Genomic DNA, 21,797 nt, shown 5'->3' on the forward strand with positions numbered 1-21,797 from the left:
GGAAAACGGGGGGTGAGGACATGGGCACGGACGGCGCAGGGGCCGGCGGGGGCGAGGGCCGCGACGCGGCGGCGCAGGGGCGGGCGCTCCTGGCGGCCGTCCACGCCGTGCTCGCCCGCATCGACACCCACGCCGGGCGCGCGACGCACGGCCCGGGCCCGGCAGGGTCCGAGCAGCCGACGGAGAGCCCGGACCTCGGCGCCGCCGTGGCCGCATCCCCCGGTCCCGCGGCCCTCGATGCCCTCGTCGCCTGCTTCGGCCTCAGCCCGTTCGAGCGCCAGATCGTCCTGCTGGCCGCGGCGGCCGAGCTGGACCCCACCACGGCCGCCCGCTGTGCGTCGGCCTGCGGGGATCCGGAACGGGCGTACCCCACCTTCTCGCTCTCCCTCGCCGCGCTCGGCGATCCGCACTGGAGCGCCCTCACACCCGTCGCCCCGTTGCGGCGCTGGCGGATCGTCGAGCTCGACGACGAGACCCGGCTGACCACGTCCCGGCTCCGGCTCGACGAACGGATCCTGCACTTCCTGGTCGGCTCGCCCTACCTGGACGCACGGCTCCACGGGCTGCTGCGCCGGACCACCGCGCCGGACTCGCTGCCCGCCTCCCACGCCCGGGCCGCGGACCGGGTCGCGGCCGGCTGGGCGGGAGCCGGGCGCGGTGCGCCGCTCCGGGTCGAGCTGGTGGGGGGCGACTTCCGCACCCGTGCGGACATCGCCGCGGTCGCCGCGCGCCGCTCGGGACTCGGACTCTACGAGTTGGCGGCCGCCGATCTTCCGGCCGCCCCGGCCTCACGCGACCTGCTGGCCCGTCTGTGGCAGCGCGAAGCGGTGCTGCTGCCCGCCGCGCTGCTGGTGGAGGTCGGTGACCTGGACCGCGAACAGGCCACCGCCACCGATGCGTTCGTCGAGAGCGCGGCCGTGCCGCTGGTCGTGTCGAGTTCCGGCCCGCGGCAGACGGCCCGCACTCGCGGTGAGCGCGTGGTCGTGCCACCGCTGGACGCCGACGAGCAGCTCGGGGTGTGGACCGACGCGTTCGCCGCGGTGCCGGACGTGTCGGAGGGCGACCTGCGTGACCTCGTGGCCCAGTTCTCGCTGCCGCCCCATCTGGTCCGCTCGGCGGGAGCGGCCGTGGCCAGGGACCTGCCCGGCGAGGACGAGCTGGACGCGACCGGCCTGGCCTGGCGGGCGGGACTCACCGAGGCCCGGATGGGCATGGACGAGCTGGGCCGCCGGATCGAACCGCAGGCCGCCTGGGGCGATCTGGTGCTGGCGGAGCGGCAGGTGCGGGTGCTGCGCGAGATCACCGCGCACGTACGGCAGCGGCCCACCGTCCACGAGGAGTGGGGCTTCGCCGGGACGCTGCGCCGGGGCCTGGGCGTCACCGCACTCTTCGCGGGCGGCTCCGGCACCGGCAAGACCCTCGCCGCCGAGGTGATGGCGAAGGAGCTGGGCCTGGACCTGTTCGTCATCGATCTCTCCCAGGTGGTCAGCAAATACATCGGTGAGACCGAGAAGAACCTGCGCAGGGTCTTCGACGCCGCCGAGCAGGGCGGGGCCCTGTTGCTGTTCGACGAGGCAGACGCCCTGTTCGGCAAGCGCAGTGAGGTCAAGGACAGCCACGACCGGTACGCCAACCTCGAAGTCAGCTATCTGCTGATGCGGATGGAGGCGTACCGGGGACTGGCGGTCCTCACGACGAACATGAAGCAGGCGCTGGACACGGCGTTCATGCGCCGTATCCGCTTCGTGGTGGACTTCCCGTTCCCCGGTGAGAGCGAGCGGGCCGAGATCTGGCGCCGTGTGCTGCCCGCACGTGCGCCGATGAAGGGCGTCGACCCCGCCCTGCTGGCGCGTCTGACCGTGGCGGGCGGTTCCATCCGCAACATCGCGCTCTCCGGCGCGTTCCTCGCGGCGGAGGAGGGCGACCGGCTCCAGATGCGCCACCTGCTGGAGGCCGCCCGCACCGAATACCTGAAGCTCGACCGCTCCCTGACACCGTCGGAGGTGCACGGATGGGTGTGAACGAGCAGCGCACGGTACGGGTACACATCGGCGAGCTGGTGCTCGACGGGTTCGGCCGGGTGGACCCCGAGCGGGTATCGGAGGCGTTCCAGGCCGAGTTGGGGCGTCTCCTGAGGGAACGGGGCGTGCCGCTCGCCGCCGACGGCGGACAGGCGCTGGACGCGCTGGCGGGGCTGCCCCCGCTGCCCGCGAACCTCTCCGCGCGCCGCCTCGGCCAGGAGCTGGCGCGCGCGGTGCACACGGGCCTCTCGGGCGGAGGCGAGGTGACGCCATGAGCACGTCCCACTCGCAGGAGACGCGGTCGGACCGGTCCGGCAAACGCCGCAAGCGCAAGGAACGCGCCGCGTCCAGGGCGCCCGAGCCGAAGAACATCGTCAGCGGCGCGGGCCAGCCGCTCGACCTGAGCGTACGGCGGGAGCTGGAGGAGGCTCTCGGCCACGACTTCAGCCGGGTACGGCTGCACACCGACCGGGACGCGGGCGCGCTCACAGAGATGCTGGGCGCCGACGCGGTGGCGGTGGGGCAGGACATCTTCTTCCGGGAGGGTGCGTACCGTCCCGGAACCCAGGACGGTCAGCGTCTGCTCGCCCACGAACTGCTGCACACGGTGCAGAATCCGCACGGGCTCGGTGCGCTGCGCGCGGGTCGCGACCTGGGCGCGGTGAGCCTGCCGCAGCAGGCCGTGGAGCGCGAGGCGGAGTCGGCGGCGCAGGAGGCCGTACGGGACGGGACGCCCGCGCCGGAGATCGCTCCGAACGGGTCCACACCCGGCTGGCTGCGATACGCGACCGTGGACGCGGACCGGCTGCGTGCCGAACGCATGGACCCGGAGACCGTGGTCGACCGGCTGGTCAACGGTGTGCTGCGCTCGCTGCGAGGAGACCCGGCGGACGCCTCGGGGAGGGTACGGCTCCAGCTGGTGCGGATGCCCGTGGAGCTCCAGGACACGGTCCTCGACGCGCTGGAGACGCGGCTGCCCACCCCGGCCCACGACCGGCTCGTCGACCTGCTCGACGAAGTGGACCGGGCGCCGCTGCCGTTGGAGGCGTCGGTCCTGCTCACCCCGCATGTGGTCCCCGACGCGATCGAGGAGGTCACCTGGGAGCAGGAGTCCGAGGCGGAGGCGTGGCGCGCCAGGCTCGACAGCGCGGACGAGCTGGAGAACGAGCGCATGCGGCAGGCGCAGCGGCGCAAGGTCGAGGACCCGGGAGCGGACAGCGGCGCATCCGAAGAGGCGCGGGAGACCGGTACGGCCGTGGGCGGCGCAGCACCGTCGGGCGCTCCCCCGCAGGCGGAGCGGAGCGAGCAGGAATCGGCCGGGGCCCAACCCCTCCAGGTGGAGGGGAAGTCCATCGGTGCCGAACAGGGGCCCGGTGCGGCCGAGGACAAGGGCACGGCCGGCGGCGCGAAGGACGAGGACCGGCAGGCGGAACCGCAGCAGGCACGCACCCCGCAGCCGCGACCGGACGAGTCGAAGCGCAAGGAGGCGTCGGCCAGGCAGACCGGAGCCGCGCGCCCGACGCCCGTGGACAAGAGCGCGGCGGAGCGCGACGACACCCGCAACTCGGCCCCGCAGGACGCGCCTCCCGAGTCCGAACAGGACCAGGACGACGAGCTTCCGGGTGCCGACGAGGCCGAGGCGCTTGCCGAGTTGGAGGACCTCGTCGCGGAGGCGGAGCGGGACGCGGCCGATCCGGGACCGGCGCCCCGCCAGGACGATGCGGGTCCTGTCGGCCTCGAAGGGGCTGCGGCGAACGCGTCGGCTCCGCGCTCGGAACGGGGCACTGGCGACTCGTCGCCCACGCCGCGCGTGCCCGTCGCGGACACGGACGCGTTGGCGGCGGCCATCGAGGAAGGCAGTGAGGACCTCGATCCGGAGGGCCCCCTCGATCAGCGGGAGGGGATCGGCGAGCCGGAGAGCGATGAGGAGGTCCGTCCAGGGGCGGCGCGTGACGCCTCGTCGGGCGGGACGGATTCCGAGGCCCAGGAGCGCGACCTGGCGGTCGAGTCGCAGCAGGCGAACGAAAGCCCTGGGGAGGAACGGAGCGGTCGGGACGGTACGCCGCACGGCGACGCCGCCCCTGGCCGGCTGGCCAAGGCAGCCGAGGACGCACGGGGGCAGGCGACCCCCTCGGCGGGCGGCAGGGGTTCGGGCGGCTCGGACGCACCCGCGAAGCCCGCGGCCGCCGCGACGCCGCGGGCTGCCGCGGCCCCGGCCTCCGCCCCCGCCACCGTTCCGGGCGCGGGCGGCGACACCGGTGCGGTAGCACCGGCGGCGGAGGAGGTCGCTTCTGTCGTTCTCCGGACCCAGGCGCCGCCGAAGCACGAGCCCGCACGGTCCGACACCGACAAACCCGTCACCGTCAATGCGGCACCCCGGGCCAGGAGCGGTGGGAGCCCCGGCGGTGGCGGTCGTGGCAGGGCCACCGCGAAGCCGAAGAAGGCGGCACCGGCTCCGAACGTCGCGGGCAGCACCCCCGAGTCCGGGCTCGCGTCCGCGGCAGGCCTCCAGCCCCATCTGGCGGTGGCCACGCTGAAGGGCGTCACCGCGACGGTCGGCAGCTCGGTGTCCGGAGAACGCGGCAGTCTGAAGGGTGCGCCGCCCACGATGGAGCGGCCAGTCGGCTCGCCCACGACCGTACGGGGAGGCCCGAAGCCGTCGGCTCCGGGCACGTACACCTCGCAGAGCGTGGGGAAGACGGAGGCGGCGCAGGGCAGCACGCCGGAGATCAAGGGCGAGAAGGCGCCGAGCGGCGAACTCCCCGGTGCGGACACGGAGGAGCCGGGCTGGTGGGACATCGGCAAGGCACTGCTGATGGGGCTCGGCAAGAAGCTCCTCTCCAAACTCCTGCCCCTCGACAAGCTCACCGGGTCCATCGACAAGCTGCCCGGCACGGACAAGGGGCTGTACGGCGCCAAGGTCGGTGACGCGCCCGAACTGCCCCTCAAGGACGACTCCGACCCGGAACGGACCGACAAACAGGCGAAGAAGCTCGACGACAAGGGCGCCGAGCTGCACACCGAGGGCCGGGAGGACGCGGCCCGCCCGATGGGTGAGGACCAGCTCTACCCGGACGTGCCGAAGGAGACCCTGACCGCGCGCATCGGCGGCGTCAGGCGTCAGCGTGGCGGGAAGGGCGGCCCGGCGAACACCCCCGGGGCGGGCCTGCCGCCGGAGGCGGTTTCGGCGGTCGCGGAGCACGAACAGGGCCCGCAGATCAAGCAGGCCTTCGGGCAGGCGGCGCAGAAGATGACGGGCGCCCGCCAGGAGAAGGAGACCAAGGCCAAGCAGGACCGCCGCCAGTACCAGCAGGACGTCAGGCAGGAGATCGACACCAACACCAAGGAACAGACGAACGCACGTGACCAGGGCCGCACCGACATAGCCCGCTCCCGCACCAGTTGGCGCAAGGAGCAGGACGACAAGCTTGCCGAGGTGGACGGCAAGAAGGGCAAGCAGTTCACCAAGGCGCGCACGGACATCAAGGAGAAGCAGGACAGGACCGACCAGGACGTCGATCAGCGGACCAAGGACGACCAGAAGAAGATCGACGACGGGCGGACCGGGGCCGAGAAGGAAGCGACACAGAAGCGCGACGAGGGGAAGAAGGACTCCCGGAACTGGTTCGAGAAGGGCCTCGACTGGATCAAGGACCAGTTCACCAAGCTGAAGAAGGCCGTCAAGGACGTCTTCGAAAAAGCCCGCAACCTGGTCAAGGGAGTGATCGAGGAGTTCAAGAAGCAGGTCTTCACCCTGATCGACGACGCCCGCAAGTGGGTCGTCCAGCAGATCAACGACTTCGCCGACGCCCTCATCCGCCTCGGTGACGAACTGCTGAAGGACTATCCCGCACTGCGGGACAAGTGGCGCAAGTCCATCGACGGTCTGCGTGACGCGGCGGTCAAGAAAGTCAACCAGGCCGCGGACAAGCTCAAGGACATCGCGGGCAAGCTGATCGACGCGTTCGGCGACGCGCTCCTGGCCGGCCTGGACCTCATGGAGCAGGGAATGCTGGCCGCGGTCGAGATCGCGGAGACCGTGACGGTGAAGGCGATGGAGGTCGGCGCGGCGCTCCTCAAGGGTCTGGGTGAGTGGGCGGCCGTCGCCACGGACATCCTCAGTGACCCGGGCGGCTGGATCGGCAAGGCGAAGGACGCCGCGGTCACCGGATCCAAGGAGCACCTCTTCACGGAGATCAAGACCGCCGTGAAGGAGTGGTTCAACCAGAAGGTGCAGCAGCTGATCGGCATCCCGACGGAGATGTTCAACCGACTGGTGAAGGGCGGCACGTCCAAGGAAGACATGGCCAAGATGGCCTGGGACGAGGCGCTTCCACAACTCCCCGTGATCATCGGTGAGCTGATCGTCACGAAGGTGGTCGCGAAGCTGATCCCTGGTGCGGGCTGGGTCATGGCGATCATCGACGCGCTGAAGACGGCGTACGACGCGCTGGGCTCGATCCTGCGCGCGTTCGGGATGTTCATGACGTTCCTCAAGGCCGTCAAGGGCGGAAGCGGTGCGCTGCCGTTCGCGAAGGCCGTGGCCTCGGGCGTGGTCGCGCTCCTGGAGCTCATCTACCAGTGGCTGGTGAGCGGAGTGGGCAAGTACCTGGGCAAGGTGGCGAAGGTGCTGCGCGGCAGGGCGGCGAAGCTCGGACGGAAGGACCCGGACTCCGACAAGGGACGGGACAGGCGCCCCGACCCGGAGAAGGACGCACCCCGCCAGGACACCCCGGCCTCGAAGCCGGCCCGGCCGGCCCCCGTGCCCACGCCCGGACGCAAGCCCGCGACAAAGCCCGCGACACCCAAGGACGAGCGGGACGACGACCGCCGCAGGGACGGCCACCCCACGAACGAGGCCGGCCGTGGCCCGGGACCGAAGCCGGGCAAGGACCGCCCCGACACGAAGCGCCCGGGGGGGCGGGGCCCGGACACCAAGCGCCCGGGCAGGAAGAAGCCCGACGACAAACGCCCGGACCTGCGGAAGCCGCCCAAGGACGGCAAGCGACCCAACAAGGACGCCCCCGGCCAGAAGCCCGACCGGAAGAAGCCGAGGGGGCCGAGCGCACTGAGCCGCGTCGGTAACGCGGCGAGGGACGCCCTGGCGAAGATCCGCAACGCGCTGCGCCGCCTCGGGGCCAGGGCCCGGAACCTGTTCGACAAGCTGAAGAACCTGGCGCGCCGGCTGAATGACGCGTTGCGGAAGGTCAGGGACAGGTTGCGGAACAACAAGCCGGATCGGCCGGACGGGAACGGGCATCAACTCGATATGCCCAGGGCTGGATTTCGCACGATGGACGAAGAGTCGCACACGCTCATGTACCGAGGACGTGGCCGACGAGCCGACCTTGAAGTGCACAGCAGGCCTATGGGGATAGAGGCGTATTTCGATGAATGGGTGAAGGCCATCCCGTCGATTCCCGACCCTCAGGAACAAGAGGCCCAGCGGGCGGCACTGCAAGATGCGCGAGACACGCTCCTGCGAGTGAAAGACAAACAGAAGCTTCTTCCACCGGGCTCGTCGACAACCGCCAACTCGGGACAGGAGAGGGCCTACCGGACTCTCCAGCTGCTTCTGCGCAGGCTGGCCAGAAGGCTGGAGGTGCGGAACATCGAACAAGATGTACCGCTTCTGCCCATGGTGGTCCCCGAGTTCGCCGACGGGATACGTGGTAGCAGCTTCAAGGCGACAGGGATCAACGGCAAGGCTTCAGATGGAGAGAAGTCAACCGATGCGGCAGCCGGAGTCCCGATCGGCTGGGGCCCCCGGACCGTCGGGAAATCTCCCCGCTGGGGGCGCACGCACCTGCTTCACGGAGGTCTGTCCGGACCTGCGAAGGGCAGCAATCTTGTCCCTACCCTCACCTCGTTGAACACGAGGTTCTACAACGAGGTGGAGAGGTATGCCGAGGGTGCGGTGAAGCCCAAGGTCGGTAATGCCTCAGAGAAAATGATCTGGTACAAGGTTGATGTGTCCTTCCACACCGACAACCGGAGTGATGCCGACTACGGATTTCCTGAATCCCTCGGCATGAAATGGGGTGGGTACGAACTCAAGCAGCGCAAATGGAAGGAGAAGCCCGCAGAACGCGCGTATGTACGTAACAATATCGAACTCCCGGAGCGGCTGGATACGGACACTCGATTCAACATCAACCAGGTGAGCGCCAGGAGGATAGAAGAGAAGTTCAAGGTGTCGAAAGACTTCTCCGTAACGCTGCACCGCCTGGGGCCTTTCCGGGACATGAGATCGCTCAGGCTCAGGATGTCAAATGAGATCAGTCGGCTCCCTGCCTCGGACGTCATTCCCTACGGGCAAGATCTCCAAAAAGTGATAGCCAAAGAAAAAGATATTCGCTTCGACAGTAAGTAGGTGTGAAACGAAATGAATCTCACCGAATACGAACGGCGCCATGTCGAATCGCTGAAGGAGCTCGACGAATGCCGGCGGGTGTGCGTTTACCAGTCGGAGTGCGGGCCGATCGAGGAATCGGTAGGGGGCGCACAGGATGCGTTCGAGAAAATCTTCTCATGGCAGGGCATTCGTCTTGATCAAAGACTGCAGCGTTGCTTCCTTCGTTTCGAAGGAATCTCGAGCCACTGGCGCCTGGAGCTGGGTGAATCGCATGTTTCCGGAGAATTTTCACTGCGTCATCTGGCAGCCGCGATGCTCACCGTGGGAACGGATGCGGACACTGAGTACTCCACGGACGAAGAGTCGCAGATCTACGCCGAGCTCCGAATCTTTGACGATCAGCCTTATGGAGGCGGAGACACTTTTGCCGCACTGAGGATCTCGCCGGGAATGGTGAACCCAGAGATCTGGTACCACGACGGTCCGCTCGGCGTCTTCCGAATGGATTTGGATTACTGCACCTATCTCGACAGCCTGCTGACGACCAAAGGTGCTTACGGCTGGCAGCATCTCTTCACCACTGCCGGCATGGAGCACAGCGATGTCCGGACGGCGATGAATTCGATGAAGTGCATGCTCGAAATTTTTCCGCAAGTTTTCCCGGATCATGATTATGCGGACTTGCGGACCCGTCTTGAGGAGCGACTGTGACCCGCTACGCCGACATCCCCAAGCCCATCCGCTCCGGCATCGTCGTCGTCGACCCCGAACGCGGCACGCCCCAGCGCATCATCGTCCTCCAGTTCAACCCCGACACCCTGGAGCGCAGCCTCGCGCCCCAGTCCGCCGGCGGGAGCGGGGACTCCGGGGGAGGGGGCAGTGGGAGTGGGGACCGTAACGAGGCCCTCCGCCTCAAGGGGCCCGCCCAGGAGACCTGGAAGTTCACCGCCGAGATCGATGCCACCGATCAGTTCGAGGTCGCCGCCCCCGACGGGATCCACCCCGAGCTGGCCACCCTCGAAATGCTCGTGCACCCGACCACCGACCAGCTGCGCGAGGCGAGCCGGCTCGCCAGGAAGGGGACCATCGAGATCAGCCCGATCGAGATGCCGCTCACCCTCTTCACCTGGGGAAGCAAGCGCGTCATGCCCGTGCGGCTCACCGAACTGTCCATCAACGAGTCGGCGTTCGACGTGAGCCTCAATCCGATCCGGGCGAGCCTCAGCATCGGCATGAAGGTGCTCAGCGTCAGCGATCTGCCCGCCGGTCACCGCGGGGCCGATCTGTACATGGCGCATCTCGCGCAGAAGGAACAGCTCGCCAGGGCCGCGCGCGGCGGCGGGCTCGTCTCGCTGGGGCTGGCCGGGGGCCACACCGTCATGGGAAGGGGCTGAAGAGCATGGCCGAGGCCGAACCGTACGAGAGCGCGCTGGACGCCGTACCAGGTGCCCACCCCTACCCCCGCTCCAGCCGTTACCACGATGCCGAGATCGGCGTGCACCGGATGGCCGACGGGACCGAAGTGCGGTACGCGAAGCGGCGGTTACTGCCACCACTGAGCGAGGCGGCACAGGAGAGCGCCCCGCACACCGTCAGCAGCGGAGAGCGGCCGGACCTGCTCGCGCAGCGGTACTTCGGCGACCCGGGCCAGTGGTGGCAGATCGCCGACGCCAACCCCGTGCTGGACCCGCACGAGCTGACCGAGGAGCCGGGCCGCACCATCGCCGTCCCGCATGCCGGCGGCTTCCCGGGGACGGGAGCACGGTATGTCTGACCAGCCCGTGGGGAGCGGGCCCGTCCACATCACGCTGGAGGCGGGACCCCGGCTGACCCGGCCCGTGCCGCCCGAGGTCACCGAGGCGCTGCTGTCCGCCCAGATCACCTCCACCGCGGGCGAACGCAGCGGGTTCCAGCTCGCGTTCGACCTCACCAAGCGGGGCGCGCTGAACACGCGGCTGCTGCCCGAGGGGTTCTTCGACCCGAAGACCCGCGTGATCCTCTCCGTGAGCGTGAAGGGCACGGCATGGGTGCTGCTCGACGGGCTGATCGTGCGCCAGGAGGTCGGCGCGAGCAATCAGCCGGGGCACTCCACCCTCACGGTGACCGGTGAGGACCTGACCCTCCTCATGGACCTGGAGGAGCGCACCGACCGGTACCCGAACCTGCGGCCCTCCGGACGCGTAGCCCGCATCCTCGCCAGGTACGCCGACTACGGCATCGAGGCCCGTGTCTTCCAGGAGCAGATCGAGCAGCCGCCCCGCGAACAGCTGAGGGTCGACTACCAGTCGGGCACCGACCTGAGCTATGTGAACGATCTGGCCCGGGCCAACGGCTACACGTTCTACCTCGAACCAGGACCACGCCCCGGCCGCTCCACCGCCGTCTGGGGCCCCGAGGCCCGCATCGGACAGCGGCAGCACGCGCTCAACGTGAACATGGACGTCAACTCGACCGTGGACCAGCTGACGTTCGCGTACGACGGGACGGCGAGGGAGGAACCCCAGGCCCGGGTGCAGGACCCGGCCACCCGGGACAGCCGGCTCCTGCCGCAGCCCGACATCGGGCCGCTGCGCCCCCCGCTCGGCCGCCGCGCCACCCCCGCGCTCAAGCGGCGCACGCTGTCCGGCACGGCGAAGAAGGAGTCGGCGCAGGCGCAGGCGGAGCTGCTGGCGCGGGCCGCACTGTCCGCCGACGCCATCTCGGGGTCCGGGTCGCTGGACGTCAACCGCCACGGGTACGTCCTGCGGCCGCGCGAGCTGGTCGGGGTCCGTGGCGCCGGGGTGACGTACGACGGCGACTACTTCGTCAAGTCCGTCACCCACACGATCAGGCCCGGCTCGTACCAGCAGAACTTCACGCTCTCACGCGAGGGGCTCATCGCCCGGAGCGGCACCGTACGACCGTAGCGGCCGCGACAGCGGAAGCGGACCAGGAGACCTACGCATGGCTGCAGGACCGAACAACCGGTTTCTCGGCAAGTTCCGGGGGCGGGTGGTGAGCAACGACGATCCGCTGAGGACCGGCCGGGTCACGGTCAAGGTGCCGGACGTCCTGGGCGACGAGACGTCCACCTGGGCCATGCCCTGTCTGTCGTTCACGGGCCCTCAGTCGGGGCAGTACGTCGTCCCCGCCGAAGGCGCGGGGGTATGGGTGGAGTTCGAGCAGGGAGACGTCAGCTTCCCCATCTGGACGGGCTGCTGGTACGGCGACGCGTCCGAGCTCCCGCCCGACGCGCTGACCGGGGGACCCGCCCACCAGAACGTGGTGATCCAGACCTCCGACCGGCACAGGTTCGTCATGGGCGACGTGCCGGACGGCGGCAACGGCATCCGCCTCCAGGCCGCGACCGGGGCGTACATCCAGGTGGACGAGAAGGGCGTGACGATCGCCGACGGCCAGGGCGCCTCGATCGTGCTGGCCGGTGGCGAGGTCGACATCAACGACGGCCGGCTGATCGTGGCCGAGAAGCAGTGACAGACAACGGGGAGAGAAGACTTGTCCACCAGCTCAGGGACCATCGTCAGCGCCGCCGCGGCCCTTCACTGCCCGCACGGCGGCCGGGCCTCCGCCGCCTCCGCGTGCACGGCCGTGCGCCTGGACGGGCTGCCCGTGCACACCGCGTCCGACACCTTCGTGGTGACCGGGTGCCCGCACACCGTCGACCGGGTGCCGCATCCGTGCACCACCGTCCGGTGGAGCCCGCGGCCGGACGCCGTGCGGGTCGACGGCGTACCCGTCCTGCTGCACACGAGTGCGGCGCAGTGCTTCAGCGCGGCTCTCGTGCCGCAGGGGCCACCGGTCGTGAACGCGGCCCGGCGGGGGGTGACATGCCGATGAGCACCGTACGCAGCGACCTGGCGTTCCCGTTCCGTACCGACCGGCGCGGCCGGACGGCGCACGCCCGCTACGACGAACACGTGCGGGATCTGGTCGAGCAGCTGCTGTTCACCAGCCCCGGCGAACGGCTGATGCGACCCGACTTCGGCTGCGGGCTGCTGGATCTGGTGTTCACGCCGAACAGCCCCGAACTGGCCTCGGCGATGGAACTCTCCGTGCAGGCCTCGCTGCAGCGCCGGCTGGGCGAGCTGATCGACGTGGAGTCCCTGGACGTGGTGAGCGAGGAGAACGTCGTCCGGGTGTGTCTGCGCTATGTGGTGCGCTTCACCGGGAGCCGTCGCGACGAGGTGTTCGAAGGGAGCGGGCCCGCATGAGCGGCACGGGCAGGGAGGTGGCCTGCCGGACGGACGGCAGGCGTGGCACGGTGCGCGCGGCGCGGCTCCACGGCGTGGACGCGGTGGAGGTGGGCGACGACGGACTGACACTCACGGTGACGTTCCTCGGCAAGGCCCCGCACGGGCTGTGCCCGGAGAACATCCGCGTCGACGGCGGCCGTCGCGTCACGGGTGTCGAGGCGGTCGAGGTGACCGTGGAGCGGGAGGAGGACCCGGAGCTCGACGACCGGCTGCTCGTGACGGTCGACCGCACCGGGGACACCTCGCGCTACCGGCTGTCGGTGGTGGAGGCCGATCCGTACGGGCGACCGGGCACGAAGCCGTTCCCCGGTTTCGACCAGCGCTACTTCCGTACGGAGTTCGAGTTCCGGACGGACTGCCCCACACCCTTCGACTGCGCCGAGGACACGTCGGGCCGCGATGCCGGGGCCCGGGTGGAAGCACCCGTCATCGACTACACGGCGCGCGACTTCGACTCCGTGCGCCGGCTCCTCCTGGACCGGCTGGCGCTGACCACGCCCGACTGGGTGGAGCGCAGCCCCGCCGACCTCGGTGTGACGCTCGTCGAACTGCTGGCGTACACCGCCGACCGGATCAGCTACCAGCAGGACGCGGTCGCGACGGAGGCGTACCTCGACACCGCACGCAGGCGGGTGTCGGTGCGCCGGCACGTACGGCTGATCGACTACCCGATGCACGACGGCTGCAACGCCCGGGCCCTGGTCACCGTCGAGGTGACGAAGCGGCTGACACTGCTGCCCGGGACGTTCCGCTTCGCCGCGGTCGACGTCCGCACGCCGGGGCTCCGCGCGCCCGACGCGGGCACCGTCGTCGAGGACCGTGAGCTGGCGGTGCTGGCCGAGCGAGGTGTGGTGGAGGTGTTCGAGCCGGTGGTGGACACCGAGCCGGCCGAACTGCGCCCGGCGCACAACACCATCCGTCTGTGGACCTGGGGTGACGAGGTGTGCGCCCTGCCGAAGGGCGCTGTCTCCGCGACGCTGCGGGACGGGTGGACCGACAAGAGGCGCACGGTGCGGTCGCTGGCCCTGGCGCCCGGCGATCTGCTGCTGTTCGAGGAAGTGCGCGGGACGCGATCGGGCATGCCCGGCGACGCGGATCCCGCCCACCGGCAGGCGGTACGGCTGACCTCGGTCACCCCGGGCGTGGACGAGCTGGCCGGCCAGCCGGTGCTGGAGATCACCTGGGCCCGCCAGGACGCGCTGGCCTTCCCCCTGTGCCTGTCGACGCGCGGCGGGCCGGACTGCGAACCGGTGGCGGACGTCAGCGTCGCCCGGGGCAATGTGGTCCTCGTCGACCACGGCAGGTCGCTGACCTTCGGCGGGGCGCGGCCCGAGACGGTCGTCGCGCCCCCGGACCCCGCCGTCCCCGGTTCCTGCGAGCCGGCCGGCTCCGGCTGCGAGGGCGTCGACGCGGGCAACGCGACGGCCCGGCTCCTGGGCGAACGCCTGGGACAGACGCGGCGCGGCCGGCTGCTCACCGCCGAGCAGGTGAGGGAACTGTCCGAGCGGGTCGGCGAGGATCAGGTGACGCGCGCCGGAATCGGCCTGGAGCTCGCGGGGCGACGGCGCGAGAAGGTCGTACCGGGTGCGGCGTACGAGCAGGCCGAGGCGCTGGCGACTCTGCTCGCGCAGGTGGTCCACCCGGGCATCCGGCCCCGGTTCCGGCCGGTGCTCCAGCGCTCACCCGTCGTCCAGGCGGCGCCCTTCCCCCTGCCCGAGCACGTCTCGGCCGGGCAGGCCGACCGGCTGGCCGCCGTGCCCGGGCGGGTCCGGGAGCGGCTGGTGGAGCTGTGGCGCAGTGCCCGCGACCGCGACGGGCTGACCGAGGCGGAGATCGACGAGCTGACCGTGCTCTTCGGACTGCGGGCACTGGAGCACCTGGAGCTGCACCTCCACCCCGTACGCGCGCTGCGTGAACTGCTGCACCGCAGCGACCGGCTGCTGGCACCTAAACTGCGCAGGCTCCAGGTGCTGACGGCCCGGGCCCGGGCGGGTGCGGTGCTCGGCGCGGGCATCGCCTGGGAGATCGCGCAGAGCTGGGGCCCCGGCCACGCGGCCGGACTGCATCCCGACGAGCCGGTGCTGAGGGGCCCCGCCGCCTCACTCGTCCAGGATCCGCGGGCCGCGCTGCCCGCGGTGACGGCCGTGGACGGCGACGAGGAGTGGACCGCCCGGCGGGACCTGCTCGCCGCCGGTCACCGGGACCGGCATCTCGTCGGTGAGCTGGAGGACGACGGGCGGATCGCGCTGCGGTTCGGCGACGGGCGGCACGGTGCCCGGCCCCGGCCCGGAGCCCGGCTGGAGCTGCACTACCGGCTCGGCGGCGGCACGGCGGGCAACGTCGGCGCGGAGGCCGTCAACCATCTGGTGCTGTACCGCGACCCGGACACCCAGGACGCCGGGGAGGCGCCGCCGGTCGCGCGGGTACGCAATCCGCTGCCTGCGGTCGGCGGAACGGAGCCCGAACCGCTCGAACAGGTGCGGCAGCTGGCCCCGCTCGACCTGAAGCGCACCGCCCGGCGCGCGGTCACCGCCGAGGACTACGCGGCCCTGGCCTCCGCACTTCCCGGGGTGCAGCGGGCGGCCGCGGAGATCCGCTGGACCGGCAGTGTGCAGGAGGCGCATGTCGCCGTCGATCCGCTGGGCGCCGGGGATCCGGAGCCCGAGCTGCTCGACTCGGTGGCGTACGCGCTGGAGCGCTACCGGCGGATCGGACACGATCTGGTGGTCGGCCCCGCGAGCACCGTACCGCTGGACATCGCACTGTCGGTGGGTGCCGCACCCGGCCATCAGCACGGGCAGATCCTGGCCGAGCTGTACCGACTGCTGGGCAGCGGGCGGCTGCGCGACGGGCGGCTCGGCTTCTTCCATCCCGACGCCCTGGTGTTCGGCGACCCGGTGCGGCTCAGCAGGCTGGTGGCCGCCGCGGCCGGCGTGCAGGGGGTGGAGAGCGTGACGGTGACCCGGCTGCGCCGGCTCTTCGACGGCGCCGACGCAGAGGGCACTGCCCTGGAGACGGGCGTGCTGCGGATCGGCGCGCTGGAGATCGCACGCTGCGACAACGACCCGGACCGCCCCGACAACGGGCGGCTCACCATCGAACTCGCCGGAGGCACCCGATGAGCGGCGCGGACAACCGCGGCTGCGGCTGCGGTGGACACGACGAAGGCCTGGCACCCGCGGCCCTGTACAACCCACCGGGGCGCACCGCTCTCGACTACCGGGCCGGGGACTACGGATCGTTCCTGGCGGCCATGGTGGACCGGCTCGCCTCCCCGGCGTACCCGGCGCTGCGAGGGCTGACGGTCCGTACCCCGGACGATCCGGCGATCGGACTGCTGGACGCCTGGGCGGTCGTCGGCGACCTGCTGACGTTCCACTCCGAACGGATCATGGACGAGGCGTACGTCCGGACCGCGAACGAGCACCGCTCGCTGGCGCTGCTCGGTCGGCTGGTGGGGCACCGTCCGAGGCCGGGCATCGCCGCAGACACTCATCTCGCGTACACCCTGGACAGGGACCCGCGGGGCGTGGACGTGGAGGTGGTCGTTCCGCGCGGGGCGCGCAGCAACAGCGTTCCGCTCACCTCCGAGGAGGAGTCGCAGGTCTTCGAGACGGACGCCGATCTCGTCGCCCGCGCCTCGTGGAACGAGCTCGCTGTGCGCCGGCGCAGGCCCGCGCTGCTGACCGAGCAGGATCTGACCCGGCGCTCCGAGATCCAGGTGTCGGGCACCACGACCGGTCTGCGGACCGGGGACCGGCTGCTGTTCGTCCTCAAGGGGCAGGGCGGTGACGGAGACCCGGGGCAGCGGCTGCTCCGCACGGTGGCCCGGCTCCGTGCCGACCGGGAGGACGACGTGACGGGGATCGGGCTCCAGCAGTCCGCCCCGCCCTCCCTGGGCGAACTGGTGGGGCTGCTGCGCGAATGGATCACCGAGGACGAGCGGGCGGTCGAGGACGGCGAACCCGCGCCCGACAACCCCAATCCGCGCCCGGTCAGCAGATTCATCGCCGAGTTCGACGCCCAGGTGCTCGCCCCCCTGCGGGCCGACCTGGACTCCGTCACCTCGCCGGCCGCCCTCGCGGCACGGCTGGCGGAGCCGCACGAGCGGCTCGCCGAGGCACAGGCCGTCGCCCGCGCGCACGCCGATGTCCTCGCCTGGTTCGAGCAGTTGGAGGCGATCGTCGGCGCCGTGATCGCGCAGGCGGCGGACCTTGAGCCCTCCCGGCCGGCCCCCGGAACGCCGCGCGCCGCCGCGCCGGTGTCCGCGGCGCTGCAGGCGCTCGGAGCCGTACTCCCCGCACTGCGCGGCGAGGTCGTGCGCCCGTCCCGTAACCGGCCGGTACCGGCGTACGCCGGTACACCACCGGCGGCCCCGGGCTCCGATCTGGGCGCGCGGCTGCTGGCGGCGCTCGACCCGCGGATCGCCGACGGGATGTACCCGGCGTGGCGGCGGTCCGCCCCCACCATGCCGTCGCTCCTGCACGAGGTGCAGGCGATGCGCGTGACGGCCGCCCCGTTCGGGGCGATGGCCCCGCTGAGGCCGGTGCAGGACGAGCGGGGGCGGGTGATCAGGCAGGCTGACTGGCCGCTGACCGGCTCCGCCCTCACGACGATGCGGGTGGTGTTCGACACGGCGGGCAAGGTCCCGGTGCGTGCCGAGTTCCAGCACACCGAGACGGGGTCCTCCGTCCAGCACGCGGAGAACCTGCCGTCGGAGGCGACGTTCGATCTCGGGCCCGGCAGGGTCGCGGTCATGACCCGGACCGCTCAGGACCACGATCTGAGCTGGCTGAACAAGCGCCCCGCCGACTCGCAGGAGCCGGGCGTGACCGCCCAGCTGCTCGACGGGCTGCCCGAACGGACGCTGTTCGTGTCCCGGCCCGCGGGCGACGGCCGTGTCCATGTCGCCGTGCACAACGGTGAGCCGAAGAGCTGGCACCTGGCGCCCGGCGACCACCAGCAGATCAGGCACCAGGGACACGAGCTGACCGTGCGCTACACGGTCGGCAGCGAACCGGCCAACGTGATGATCGGCATCGCCACGGTACCGGAACCCGCCGACCGGAGGGTGATCGCGCTGGACTCGGTGCAGGACTCGATCACGGTCGGCAGCTGGGTCGTGATCGAGCGCCCCCGCAAGGGAGCCGCGGGGCCGGACGCCATCCCGGGCGATCCGGCCCTCGGACGCGTCACCACCAGGGTCACCTCCCTGCGCACCGCCGTGTACACCGACTTCGGCATCACCGGCCGCGGTACGGAGCTGACCCTGGCCGACCCCTGGCTCGACGAGCACGACGTACTGCTCTCCACCATCCGCGACGCCACCGTGCACGCGGGCGGGCAGGCGCTGCGGCTCGCCGACGAGCCGCTCGCCGAGGACGTCCACGGCAACGAACTGGAACTCGCCGAGCTGTACGACGGGCTGCGCCCGGGACGGCGGCTGATCGTGTCCGGGGAGCGCACCGACGTACCCGCCGCCCCGGCCACCGAACTGGTGACCATCGCGGGCGTCGACCAGGTGCTCGACCCGCTGCTGCCCGGCGACCACGTGCACACGAGGCTCACCCTGACGACGGACCTGGTCCACCGCTACCGGCGCGCCACCGTACGCGTACGCGGCAACGTCGTGGCGGCCGGACACGGCGAGAGCCGGGAGGAGGCGATCGGCAACGGGAACGCGGACCTCGCCAACCAGACGTTCGCGCTTTGGCAGGCGCCGCTGACCTGGCTGCCCGCCGACAACCCGCTGGGCGCGACCCCGGCCCTGGAGGTGCGCGTCGACGGGCTGCTCTGGCACCGGGTGGACAGCCTCGCCGGACGCGGCCCGCGCGAGCGGGTCTACGTCTGCGGTTCCGCGGGCGGCCGGACGACGGTGACCTTCGGCGACGGGGTGCACGGGGCCCGGCTCCCCACCGGCCACGAGAACGTCCGGGCCCGCTACCGCTTCGGCTCCGGCAGGGCCGCCAACGTCCGGGCCGACCGAGTCACGCAGGCGGTGACCCGGCCGCTGGGTGTCACCGGGGTCACCAATCCCCAGCCCGCGACGGGCGGCGCCGACGCGGACGGCCCCGGGCAGACCCGGTCCGCGATCCCGCTCGCCGTGTCCGCCCTCGACCGGCTGGTGTCGGTCGCCGACTACGAGGAGTTCGCCCGCTCCCGGGCCGGGATCGGGCGGGCGGTGGCGCGCGAACTCTTCGACGGCAGGCGGCAGGTGCTGCACGTCACCGTCGCAGGGGTCCAGGACATCCCGATCGCCGAGGACTCCGACGTGCTCACCGCACTGCGCTCCTCGCTCGCCCGGTACGGCGACTCCCGTCTGCCCGTACGGGTGCGGGTACGCGAACTGCTGCTGCTCCTCCTCGCGGCGAAGGTGAAGGTGGCCCGCGACCACAGCTGGCGGATCGTCGAACCGAAGCTGCGTCAGGCCCTGCTGACCCGGTTCGGCAGCTCACGGCGCGAGCTGGGCAGCCCCGCACATCTGTCGGACGTGCTGGCGACGGCTCACTCCGTACCCGGTGTCGACCACGTGGACGTGGACGTCTTCGGCGGAGTGCCGGACTCCCTCACCCCCGACGGTCTGCCCGCCCTCGCGGACACGCTCGCCGAACCGCGGACCACGGTCCCGGCACGGCTCGCCACGTACGACGAGGACGTGCACCGGGTGACCGCACCGGAGGGCGAGACGCTCACCTCGGTGGCCGCCCGGTACGGCATCGCACTCGCCGAACTGCTGCGCCTCAACCCGGACATCACCGACACCCGGCGGCTGGAGAGAGGCCGCGCGGTGTGCGTCTTCCGCGGTATCCGGCCCGCACAGCTCGTCCTGCTGTCACCGGACGTCCCCGACACGCTGCATCTCACGGAGGTCACCGCATGAACACCCAGGAAGGGAGCGTCGCATGACCAGGGAACCGGACGGGCTCGCGGAGCTGCTCCCGCAGTGGCACCGGCTGCGGGACGCGGAGGGCGGGGAGCCGCTGCGCGCACTGCTCGCGGTGATCGCCGAGCAGGTCGACCGGGTGCGGGACGGCGTCGACCAGAGCTACGAGGACCTCTTCGTGGAGACGGCCGCCCCCTGGGCGCTGCCGTACCTCGGGGACCTCGTGGGCTACCGCCCACTACCGGGGTACGAGCGGATCCGGACGGCCGGACTCGGTGACACGGGCGGCGGGGAGGCCCGCTCCCGGCAGGCCGAGGCACTCGCCCCGCGCCGCGACGTCGCGGCCACGGTCGCCAACCGCCGCCGCAAGGGCACCCTCGCCCTGCTGGAGGAGCTGGCCCAGGAGGTCGCCGGCCGGCCGGCCAGGGCCGTGGAGTTCTCCCGGCTGCTCTCCCACTACCAGCCGGTCAGGCTGTACGGGACGGGGGCGGCGACCGGCGACGTACGCAGACTGGGGCGCGGCAGGCTGGCCGACGTACGCGACGGTGCGCGACTCGACCTGGCGGGCGGGCCGTTCGACCCGCTGGCCCGGTCCGTCGACGTACGCAGGGCGGCGTCGCCGCGGCGGCAGGGCGGCCATTCCCCCGTGGGGGTGGGGCTGTTCGTGTGGCGGCTGAAGCCGTACCGGGTGAGCCGGGCGCCGGCGTACTGCGTCGACCGCGCCCGCAGCCTGTACACGTTCTCGATCCTGGGGAACGACACCGCACTGGTGACCCGCCCCGTGCCGGAACCCTCCGCCACGCACATCGCGACCGTCGACCACGTGCCCGCGTCCCTCAGCAGACGGCAGCTCGCGGACCGGCTCGCCGACCACTACGGTCCTGGCAAGAGCTTCACGGTCCGGCGTGACGGGCAGGACGAGCCCGTGCCGATGTCGGACATCGTCGTGGCCGACCTGACCGGATGGCGCTACCGCCCCGAGCTCGGCCAGGTGGCCGTCGACCCGGTGCTGGGCCGGATCGCCTTCGGGTCCCGCTCCGCACCCCGGCAAGGGGTCTGGGTCACCTACCACTACGCCTTCGGCGACGACACCGGTGGCGGCGAGTACGCGCGCGACCGCGTCACCCCGCCCGCCGCCCGCGTCTACCGGGTGGGTCCCGGCCAGGCCCACCAGCGGATCATGGACGCCTACGAGCAGTGGCGCACCGACCGGGCGTCAGGGCACTGCGGTGCCGAGGGCGTCATCGAGATCACGCACAGCGGCGCCTACCAGGAGCAGCTCGACTTCGACCTCGGCCGCGGCGACCGGCTGGAACTGCGGGCGGCCGAGGGCTGCCGCCCGGTGATCCGGCTGCTCGACTGGTACAGCAACCGCCCCGACGCGCTCAACATCCGGGCGCGGGAGGAGCCGCAGGACAGGGGGGACGCTCCCCGGATCGTCCTGGACGGACTGCTGGTCACCGGACGCGGGCTCCATGTCAGCGGACCGGTCGGCGCGGTCGTGCTGCGGCACTGCACGCTGGTGCCCGGCTGGTCGCTGGAGACGGACTGCGCACCGCACTCGCCCGAGGAACCGAGCCTGGTCCTGGACCGGACCTCCGCCTGTGTGTCCATCGACCGCAGCATCCTCGGCACCATCGAGGTGATCGGCGAGGAGGTGAGCACAGACCCGCTGCCGATCCACATCCGCGACAGTGTCCTGGACGCCACCGGCCACGGCCTTCCGGCGCTCTCCGCCCCGGACTGCCGGCACGCGCACGCCGTGCTGCACGCGCACCGCACCACGGTCATCGGCGAGGTCCACACCCACGCGGTGCGGATCGCCGAGAACAGCATCTTCACCGGGCAACTGCGGGTGGCCCGGCGCGGCATCGGCTGCCTGCGGTACTCCTACGTGCCGCCCGGCTCGCGCACCCCGCCCCGCCACCGCTGCCAGCCGGACCTCGTGGGCGCCGACCTGGCCGGGCAGGTGCGCCCGCTGCTGAGCAGCGAGCGGTACGGCACCCCCGCGTACGGGCGGCTCGCCGACGGCGGACCGTGGCAGATCCGGCGGGGCGCCGACGACGGCTCGGAGATGGGGGTCTTCCACCAGCTGTACGAACCGCAGCGCGAGGACAGCCTCCGGGCACGGCTCGCCGAGTACACCCCGGCCGGAACGGACGCCGGGATCTTCCTCGTGACGTGACGTGACGTGACGTGACGTGACCTGACCTGACCCGACCCGACCTGCGCCGGCCGGCCCGCCCTGAACTGCCCGCCCGCCCCGATCTCTTCCGACTGACGTA

13 protein-coding genes are annotated in these 21,797 nt (G+C 71.6%); all 13 read left to right on the top strand.

Annotated elements, in window-relative coordinates; genetic code table 11:
- The first annotated feature begins 20 nt into the window (after positions 1 to 20).
- From AB0F38_RS09095 to AB0F38_RS09155, 13 genes are read left to right on the top strand one after another with little or no spacing between them, the layout of a single operon-like run.
- On the top strand, positions 21 to 2,021 hold the full coding sequence (locus AB0F38_RS09095; protein ID WP_361889035.1) for an ATP-binding protein: 2,001 nt from the start codon (positions 21 to 23) through the stop codon (positions 2,019 to 2,021).
- A complete protein-coding gene (locus AB0F38_RS09100) occupies positions 2,012 to 2,296 on the top strand; it encodes a hypothetical protein (protein ID WP_361889038.1) in 285 nt (94 codons plus the stop codon). Before AB0F38_RS09095 ends, AB0F38_RS09100 begins: the two co-directional genes overlap by 10 nt.
- A complete protein-coding gene (locus tag AB0F38_RS09105; RefSeq protein WP_361889040.1) occupies positions 2,293 to 8,394 on the top strand; it encodes a DUF4157 domain-containing protein in 6,102 nt (2,033 codons plus the stop codon). Before AB0F38_RS09100 ends, AB0F38_RS09105 begins: the two co-directional genes overlap by 4 nt.
- A gap of 12 nt (positions 8,395 to 8,406) precedes the next feature.
- Complete coding sequence (locus AB0F38_RS09110) at positions 8,407 to 9,087, top strand: hypothetical protein (protein ID WP_361889043.1); 681 nt, start codon at positions 8,407 to 8,409, stop codon at positions 9,085 to 9,087.
- The gene (locus tag AB0F38_RS09115) at positions 9,084 to 9,770 is read left to right on the top strand and encodes a hypothetical protein (RefSeq protein ID WP_361889046.1); all 687 of its coding nucleotides are present in this window, start codon (positions 9,084 to 9,086) and stop codon (positions 9,768 to 9,770) included. The genes AB0F38_RS09110 and AB0F38_RS09115 overlap by 4 nt, the downstream gene beginning before the upstream one ends.
- A 5-nt stretch (positions 9,771 to 9,775) precedes the next feature.
- Positions 9,776 to 10,150, top strand: a complete 375-nt coding sequence (locus AB0F38_RS09120) for a hypothetical protein (protein WP_361889048.1) — start codon at positions 9,776 to 9,778, stop codon at positions 10,148 to 10,150.
- Positions 10,143 to 11,282 carry a hypothetical protein gene (locus tag AB0F38_RS09125; RefSeq protein ID WP_361889050.1) on the top strand — a complete coding sequence of 380 codons (1,140 nt, stop codon included), beginning with the start codon at positions 10,143 to 10,145 and terminating at the stop codon, positions 11,280 to 11,282. The genes AB0F38_RS09120 and AB0F38_RS09125 overlap by 8 nt, the downstream gene beginning before the upstream one ends.
- A 37-nt stretch (positions 11,283 to 11,319) precedes the next feature.
- Positions 11,320 to 11,850, top strand: a complete 531-nt coding sequence (locus tag AB0F38_RS09130; RefSeq protein ID WP_361889054.1) for a phage baseplate assembly protein V — start codon at positions 11,320 to 11,322, stop codon at positions 11,848 to 11,850.
- A gap of 21 nt (positions 11,851 to 11,871) precedes the next feature.
- On the top strand, positions 11,872 to 12,213 hold the full coding sequence (locus AB0F38_RS09135; protein ID WP_361889057.1) for a hypothetical protein: 342 nt from the start codon (positions 11,872 to 11,874) through the stop codon (positions 12,211 to 12,213).
- Positions 12,210 to 12,587 carry a GPW/gp25 family protein gene (locus AB0F38_RS09140; RefSeq protein WP_361889060.1) on the top strand — a complete coding sequence of 126 codons (378 nt, stop codon included), beginning with the start codon at positions 12,210 to 12,212 and terminating at the stop codon, positions 12,585 to 12,587. Before AB0F38_RS09135 ends, AB0F38_RS09140 begins: the two co-directional genes overlap by 4 nt.
- The gene (locus AB0F38_RS09145) at positions 12,584 to 15,751 is read left to right on the top strand and encodes a putative baseplate assembly protein (RefSeq protein ID WP_361889063.1); all 3,168 of its coding nucleotides are present in this window, start codon (positions 12,584 to 12,586) and stop codon (positions 15,749 to 15,751) included. Before AB0F38_RS09140 ends, AB0F38_RS09145 begins: the two co-directional genes overlap by 4 nt.
- Complete coding sequence (locus AB0F38_RS09150; protein WP_361889066.1) at positions 15,748 to 19,509, top strand: putative baseplate assembly protein; 3,762 nt, start codon at positions 15,748 to 15,750, stop codon at positions 19,507 to 19,509. Before AB0F38_RS09145 ends, AB0F38_RS09150 begins: the two co-directional genes overlap by 4 nt.
- 22 nt (positions 19,510 to 19,531) lie before the next feature.
- Positions 19,532 to 21,697 carry a hypothetical protein gene (locus AB0F38_RS09155; protein ID WP_361889069.1) on the top strand — a complete coding sequence of 722 codons (2,166 nt, stop codon included), beginning with the start codon at positions 19,532 to 19,534 and terminating at the stop codon, positions 21,695 to 21,697.
- Positions 21,698 to 21,797: the final 100 nt, after the last annotated feature.

This window comes from Streptomyces sp. NPDC025273 (genome assembly GCF_040638585.1).
Lineage (GTDB): Bacteria > Actinomycetota > Actinomycetes > Streptomycetales > Streptomycetaceae > Streptomyces > Streptomyces cinereorectus.

Excerpts from the sequence above, each read along its gene's own strand:
- AB0F38_RS09095 (WP_361889035.1), top strand. The coding sequence starts at position 21 with ATGGGCACGGACGGCGCAGGGGCCGGCGGGGGCGAGGGCCGCGACGCG.
- AB0F38_RS09100 (WP_361889038.1), top strand. The coding sequence starts at position 2,012 with ATGGGTGTGAACGAGCAGCGCACGGTACGGGTACACATCGGCGAGCTG.
- AB0F38_RS09105 (WP_361889040.1), top strand. The coding sequence starts at position 2,293 with ATGAGCACGTCCCACTCGCAGGAGACGCGGTCGGACCGGTCCGGCAAA.
- AB0F38_RS09110 (WP_361889043.1), top strand. The coding sequence starts at position 8,407 with ATGAATCTCACCGAATACGAACGGCGCCATGTCGAATCGCTGAAGGAG.
- AB0F38_RS09120 (WP_361889048.1), top strand. The coding sequence starts at position 9,776 with ATGGCCGAGGCCGAACCGTACGAGAGCGCGCTGGACGCCGTACCAGGT.
- AB0F38_RS09125 (WP_361889050.1), top strand. The coding sequence starts at position 10,143 with ATGTCTGACCAGCCCGTGGGGAGCGGGCCCGTCCACATCACGCTGGAG.
- AB0F38_RS09130 (WP_361889054.1), top strand. The coding sequence starts at position 11,320 with ATGGCTGCAGGACCGAACAACCGGTTTCTCGGCAAGTTCCGGGGGCGG.
- AB0F38_RS09140 (WP_361889060.1), top strand. The coding sequence starts at position 12,210 with ATGAGCACCGTACGCAGCGACCTGGCGTTCCCGTTCCGTACCGACCGG.
- AB0F38_RS09145 (WP_361889063.1), top strand. The coding sequence starts at position 12,584 with ATGAGCGGCACGGGCAGGGAGGTGGCCTGCCGGACGGACGGCAGGCGT.
- AB0F38_RS09150 (WP_361889066.1), top strand. The coding sequence starts at position 15,748 with ATGAGCGGCGCGGACAACCGCGGCTGCGGCTGCGGTGGACACGACGAA.
- AB0F38_RS09155 (WP_361889069.1), top strand. The coding sequence starts at position 19,532 with ATGACCAGGGAACCGGACGGGCTCGCGGAGCTGCTCCCGCAGTGGCAC.